Origin of the sequence: Halohasta litorea, from assembly GCF_024494645.1 — an archaeon.
Taxonomy (GTDB): Archaea; Halobacteriota; Halobacteria; order Halobacteriales; family Haloferacaceae; genus Halohasta; species Halohasta litorea.
Genome location: NZ_JANHDJ010000024.1, coordinates 1 through 5,901, shown reverse-complemented (window position 1 = coordinate 5,901; position 5,901 = coordinate 1). Strand labels below are relative to the sequence as shown.

The 5,901-nt window shown below is 49.4% G+C and carries 7 protein-coding genes and 1 pseudogene; all 8 read right to left on the bottom strand.

Annotated elements, in window-relative coordinates:
• Positions 1–116: 116 nt before the first annotated feature.
• The 8 genes and pseudogenes from NO877_RS19575 to NO877_RS19540 all read right to left on the bottom strand — a co-directional run bounded on the left by NO877_RS19575 (position 117) and on the right by NO877_RS19540 (position 5,435).
• The gene (locus tag NO877_RS19575; protein WP_256397972.1) at positions 117–497 is read right to left on the bottom strand and encodes a PAS domain-containing protein; all 381 of its coding nucleotides are present in this window, start codon (positions 495–497) and stop codon (positions 117–119) included.
• Between the two features lie 100 nt (positions 498–597).
• Positions 598–1,231, bottom strand: a pseudogene (locus tag NO877_RS19570) (IS6 family transposase).
• Positions 1,232–1,478: 247 nt separating this feature from the next.
• Positions 1,479–2,546, bottom strand: coding sequence for a sensor histidine kinase (locus NO877_RS19565; RefSeq protein ID WP_256397971.1), 1,068 nt, complete (start codon positions 2,544–2,546; stop codon positions 1,479–1,481).
• 187 nt (positions 2,547–2,733) lie between these two features.
• Positions 2,734–3,027, bottom strand: a complete 294-nt coding sequence (locus tag NO877_RS19560) for a PadR family transcriptional regulator (protein ID WP_256397970.1) — start codon at positions 3,025–3,027, stop codon at positions 2,734–2,736.
• A gap of 60 nt (positions 3,028–3,087) precedes the next feature.
• Complete coding sequence (locus NO877_RS19555) at positions 3,088–3,510, bottom strand: DUF8161 domain-containing protein (protein WP_256397969.1); 423 nt, start codon at positions 3,508–3,510, stop codon at positions 3,088–3,090.
• Complete coding sequence (locus NO877_RS19550; RefSeq protein ID WP_256397968.1) at positions 3,507–4,124, bottom strand: tyrosine-type recombinase/integrase; 618 nt, start codon at positions 4,122–4,124, stop codon at positions 3,507–3,509. Before NO877_RS19550 ends, NO877_RS19555 begins: the two co-directional genes overlap by 4 nt.
• Positions 4,125–4,734: 610 nt before the next feature.
• Positions 4,735–5,076, bottom strand: a complete 342-nt coding sequence (locus tag NO877_RS19545; protein WP_012660338.1) for a hypothetical protein — start codon at positions 5,074–5,076, stop codon at positions 4,735–4,737.
• Positions 5,073–5,435, bottom strand: a complete 363-nt coding sequence (locus NO877_RS19540) for a MarR family transcriptional regulator (RefSeq protein WP_256397967.1) — start codon at positions 5,433–5,435, stop codon at positions 5,073–5,075. The genes NO877_RS19545 and NO877_RS19540 overlap by 4 nt, the downstream gene beginning before the upstream one ends.
• Between the last annotated feature and the right edge of the window lie 466 nt (positions 5,436–5,901).

The following is a 5,901-nucleotide window of genomic DNA, read 5'->3' as shown; positions in this document are numbered from 1 at the left end:
CTTTGAGCAACCGGCACAACTTCCCCGATGAAGCGGGAGATTTGCGTCATAGACAACCGCAGTTTCCCGCTTCAACTCCTTCGATTTAGTGACTCGTCCCGACGCCATCTAGTGATTCAACAGAGCCCTTCGTTGATAGCAACAAAACGGACGATATCGCCTGTGTCATCCGTAACCGGGGAAATCGTTTGTTTGGCGACATACCGTTCACCGCTTTTTCGTGTATTAGTTATTTCCCCCTCCCAAACATTACCTGCAAGAATCGTGTCCCAAAGCCGCTCGTAGAATCTATCGTCATGCACGCCGGACTGCAAGATATTTGCATTGTTACCGACTGCCTCCTCGGCGGAATATCCCGTTTGGTCTTCGAATGCTGAGTTAACATATTCGATTGTCCCAGTTGTGTCAGTCCAGTAGATAGAATGGCCAGTATTCTCAACTGCTTCCCGAAACGGCCGTATTGTCGTCTTATCTGGCTCTCTTCCATCTGCGTCCATCGTTGATAATTTATCATTGAACAAGGTATTTAAAATACAGGGGGTTGGATCGAGAGGCCAATATTTACATAAATTGATGAATAAAGATAGCTGGTACAGTCTAGTTAGCGACCTCCTCAGCTGGTGTTCGATTATCTAGCGATTGATGCAGTCGTTGACGGTTATAATAATGTGCAAACTGTGAACACCAGCGGCGAACGCTCGACCGACTGCCCACCCACGAATTATGGAAGCAGTCGATCCTCATTTTGAGTGTCTGAAACCACTTTTCGATCAGGTTTTGGCCTGTATAATCACGCCGACCGCTGAGACCTAATCGAGCAAGGGCAGTCTGGTAGCCGAAGCCATCGACGAGAAACACGGCCTCGGAGAGTCCATGTAGAAACGCAGCAGCTGGATCGGTCCCGTGAGTTCCGAACAGATCGACACCCAGAATCAATTTGGTGTCGAGGTCTATTGTAGCATATAACCAAGACCACTCGCCATTGATTTTGACAGCGGTCTCGTCGACCGCGACCCGCTTCGGCTCGCCTCAGGCGGGTCGAAAACGCTGTCAGCTACCTGATGTACCCACTGAAAGATCGCCTGATGTGAGCGTTGTACACCGAATAATCGCAGAATTGCTTGTGCCTCTCTAAGCGAACAGCCGGTCGCGTGGGGGCTGTCCGCTCTTGCTCTCCCCATTCAAGATTTGCCATATCCAACGTCTCTCCGAGTAGTTCTGGGGATAGCATGAACACCTCAAACTGCGAACTGCTTACTTCTCAAATTGGCTTAACTAGACAGTGCCACTTCCCCCTTACGAACATAGACATATCTGATTTCTCTACTATGTCCATGAAAGAGCGTAGTTCTGAGTGTAGCATAGCTGCATCTGACAGACCTATGCTATATATTTCTCAAGGGTTTCACGTATCTCCACCTGGTTGTTTTGGTGTTATCAGTGTCTAAGAGAGGATGCTGACTAGATAGTGATAGAAATTAGTTCGTTAACTGAGGTAGTGTTACTGTAACCTTACCACCTCCGTCACCAGACTGTGTTTCAACAGAGAGTTGCCCATCATAGTACTCAACAATCCACTTAGACAACCAGAGTCCGAGACCGCTGCTGTGTTGTAGTTTAGTCTCGTCTTGATCTTGATTGATAAGCTGTTGTTCGTCCTCTGGAAACCCGTCTCCATTATCACAGATCTCGATTTGCACCTTCTCGTTTGCTTGTGACCCTCGAATAGTGATCTCTGGTGGGTCACCCCCGTATTCACACGCGTTTTCGACTAACTCTGAGATTGCTTTTTCGATATAATCGCCTGCAAGAATAGAGACATCATCAGTTACATCTAACGTCAAAATCATATCGGGATATGACTTCTCCCATTCTCCGCGCTTACTATTGATCATCGACATGAGGTTAATCGGGTACGTCTCAGCGTCTCGGTCGACCAAGTCATCGATAACCTTGATTTTCGTCTGTGTATCAGAGAGCCCAGAACCGATATTGACTACTTTCTGGCCGAGATCGGTTCTGTCCTGGGCTGTGATATCAGCATCGCTGCGCAACTGCTCTCCATAGCCGAGTAACATCTGTGCTGAATGCCGTAGATTGTGACGTACAAATCGGTTTACAACTGAGGCTTTCTGTCGTTGCTTCGCAACCGTGCGAGCACGAATCTGACGCACGTCGTGAAACCCAATCAGAACGTGTGCAAACGCACTCACACCGACGATGATCCCACCAGAGAGCAGTGGAGAACTTACGCGTCCACCTGATGCAATCTGGAACGTTATTACCAACCCCAATACGGCAGTTGTAACAACGACTCCAAGTGTATTCCAACCGGCGACACGAAGGAGATGATCCGAATCAACACTACTGCGATACAGTATCGCTCCACCCACACCGAACGCACCACCAAGCACAAGAATTGCACCTGCAATGATAATTCCAGAGATATTGGTTGTACTGCCAGCAAAATACTGAATGACAATAAATATCAAACCAATACCAGTTATACTGATTATTGAGCCTGCAATAATACGCTTCCAATACATATTTAAACATTATATTCCGATCTAAAAATCGTACTGGTTGGTTTATTCATTTGAGTTATATTCTTCTCAGAACGTGTAAATTTCTTATCGGATAGGCTTGTTGGCAAATCCTCTTATAATTGAGTTATTCAATTACCCGATCAGACCTACCATAACCGAGTATTCCACAACTCGGTCAACACCTGAGTCAGTCGAGGTCGATCCCAGCCTCTCGGAGTTTGTCGGCTTCCCACTGCTGACGCTCTTCGATGAGTTCTATCCCCAGTGGTGTGAGCCGATATAGATTCGTTCGCCCGTCCTTTTTGTCCTTGCTGAGCAGCCCCTCCTCGATGAGGTCATTCAGATTGGGGTAGAGGTGTCCGTGATTTATTTCAGTCGAAAAGTACTCTGCCAACTCACGACCGATTTCCAACCCAGATGGCTCGTCGAGTGCGGCGACACAATATAACAGATCCCGCTGAAAACCAGTTAGTTCGTGCATTGAGTGCATCTCTAGTTTAGTTGAGCTAAATAATGCACGAACCTCACCCACAGAACGCAATCACGCGTAGTCACTGAACCAGTCCGGTGCACCAGTATACTCTGCCCAACAGCGCTTGTGACACGCCTCGCCACGGGCGTTCGGAATCGCCCGGTCGAGGTCGACCATCTCCCCGCAAAGATCACACTCGGCTCGATGCCCCATCTGCCGAGTCTCAACGTCGAGGTCCTTCACCTCGATGTAGAGCTCATGGAGCGCACGGGGAGTCAGCCGAACCAGCACCTTCTCGCGGTCGTCTGAGTCTCGTTTCTCCGGGCAGTACGTCAGTATCCAATCTTGCCCCTCCTCGCCGTCGCCTCCAGGACCCAACGAGATTGTCTGGGCAAGTTCGTCGGGGATGTAGTGCCATTCATTTTCCCTGAACCGGGGGTAATGACCTTCGGGACGTGGGTTCTCGGGGTCGACATCTCCTTCGTCGGTCATACTCGGATGATATGGTCGTACACTTGCTCAGTTGTTTGGATGCTTCGGTGCCGCAGTCGGTTCCGTACGTCGTACAGCGTGTTGTCCTCCTCGGCGTTCATCATCCGATAGGCGACACTGTGCCGAAGCGCGTGGGGCGTCACGTTACCCGGATCACCGCGAGTGCCGTCGACCAGGTACGGCTCGATATCGGCCTCCTGGGCGACCTTCGAAATTGCGTTCCGAACGCCCTGAGTAGTGATCCGGTCGCTCGACCGCGAGGGGAACAGCGCTGGCGAGTCCTTCCACCTGCTATTCAGGTACGACGACAGCAACCGTGTAACGTCTGAGGCCAGCTCCAACGTCGCCGGTGCAGGCTCGTTGTCGTTTGGGTAATCCTTCTGGATCTCAGTCGGAACATACAGCGCGCTGTTGCCCTCCCTAAGCATATCCACGTCGACCGCAACCAACTCGCCGACTCGAAGGCCGGTGTCGAACATGAGAGCGATGATCGCCTCGTTTCGCTGCTGTAGGTAGTCGGCACCGGTCGAGTAGCACGCCGACCGAAGATCGTCGACTTGGTCGGGAGTGAGCCACACTTTCGCGCGAACTTTGGAATCTAGATTTTGAGCCATTTGGTCGAACTCTCTTTATATACTAACCATCCGCTACAGCCACTTAACTTTGGAGTCTGTAAGAAGACTCCAAAGTTCGGTGAATTACCGTATAGAGAAGGATAACAGGTATAGTGATCATGGGCCGATCAGCTGAACAGATTGCTTTACTTAGTGACGAAGTACTGCAAAACGATTTGAGAAGATCAGTGCCCCCACACGATCTTCTCTGAAGGCGACAACCTGTGTCCCCCATTTGCCCTCCATTGGGGGCTATGAACTCTGGGGGTATAGTCCCATCAGTTTTCATACGATTCTGTGTTTTGATTAACCGAATAAACGATATGGGCAGATACCCAAATAAACTGTTACTTTTACTTAGATTATCTGTAGGGTTATGTTATATCTGTGCTCCAAGTAGAGCACAACATTCCAGTGCCGATGTCACATCCAGTATTCACAAACTGTAACTGGTCGACTCGTCACTGGCCGCTTTTTGTGCCGTGGTATCAGTACATAAAGAACGGATCTTTTCGTTGTCCTGCGAAAACCACTACCTTCTCGTTGCTACTACATCAAAACCCACTTGCTTGAATAAGCACTGAACTGCTAACACCAACGGAGAGGCGCTTTAGTCTTCTTCGCTGATCGGCGTGTAACTTCGGAGTTCTCTAATCGCCTCAGTAATGACCGTATCTGACAACACCCCTTGCAGGTTGTCGATATCACGGTGCTTCATGTTCGTCACGTACCACGGAGAAATGAATGCGTCTTTGTCTGAACCGCCACGAATCCAGTCGTCTTCGAGTACAGCTATTCCAGCCGGATGCTGTTGCGTTGTCAGTGCCATCACAATACACTCTTCGTCAGTAAATGGATGCGTCTCATCACTGATTATGAGCCATGGTCGATATGCTGGGTTGGATTTGTGTGGTGCTGGCCCCCACCAGACTTCTCCCTGCGAATAGTTCATTTACCATCCTCGGCACCGACTTCGATACCTTCCCCCCACTCATCGGGATTTTCTGGACCAAACCGATCTGTTACTGTATTGGCGATCCGCATTGAGTTGAGCGTCTGTTCTACATCCTCTCCGATTGCAACTGCCCAGTAGTCGCCTCGATGGCGAACCAGTCCTCGACTCTCCAACCGTGAAAGTACAACACCAACGCTTCCCCGTGCAACATCAGTTACTTCGTGGATTTCTTTCGGTGTATATGCTTGGTCAGGTGAGGAAGCCAAAAACGAAAGAATCACTTCCGCATTCGTGGTTCCTTGGGGTTTCAGTTCCTCCTCAGGGTCAGATTCAAACCGTTCAATATCGATGGGCATAATTGAACTATGTAATCGAACGTAATAGATGTAATGGTGACCGAGAGAAATGACAACAAGAGTGAAGGAATCATAGTTAGATCCATTCGAAAAAAAACCCGGTTCTCAAACAAAAGTAACGTTGGCCAGTGCTTTACTTAGAGGAGTACTGTACCAGCAATCCAGAGTTGGCAGCGATTTCGACGGGCGGATGGACCTTACCAACAGGCTAAGAGTTAAGAAATAGCCTCTTCTGAAGATGAGTGTGCTCAATTTCGACCTAGCAACACTCGTTACGTTTGTTTCGGCGACGATGGTGGTCATTGTTGTCCCCGGCCCCGACACGATATACACCTTGACCATCCGTCTTTAGTTAGGAGACGAACCGCATGACAGCGGCGGCGTATCGAGGTATGTTTGCGGAAGGAACGAGGAGGCAACGAGTGTGTACCACGAAACCTCCTCATCTCGGATTATGCGTCGGCTC

Bases quoted from the DNA above. Each gene is read 5' to 3' on its own strand.
- NO877_RS19575 (WP_256397972.1), bottom strand. From the start codon at position 497: ATGGACGCAGATGGAAGAGAGCCAGATAAGACGACAATACGGCCGTTT.
- NO877_RS19565 (WP_256397971.1), bottom strand. From the start codon at position 2,546: ATGTATTGGAAGCGTATTATTGCAGGCTCAATAATCAGTATAACTGGT.
- NO877_RS19560 (WP_256397970.1), bottom strand. From the start codon at position 3,027: ATGCACGAACTAACTGGTTTTCAGCGGGATCTGTTATATTGTGTCGCC.
- NO877_RS19555 (WP_256397969.1), bottom strand. From the start codon at position 3,510: ATGACCGACGAAGGAGATGTCGACCCCGAGAACCCACGTCCCGAAGGT.
- NO877_RS19550 (WP_256397968.1), bottom strand. From the start codon at position 4,124: ATGGCTCAAAATCTAGATTCCAAAGTTCGCGCGAAAGTGTGGCTCACT.
- NO877_RS19545 (WP_012660338.1), bottom strand. From the start codon at position 5,076: ATGAACTATTCGCAGGGAGAAGTCTGGTGGGGGCCAGCACCACACAAA.
- NO877_RS19540 (WP_256397967.1), bottom strand. From the start codon at position 5,435: ATGCCCATCGATATTGAACGGTTTGAATCTGACCCTGAGGAGGAACTG.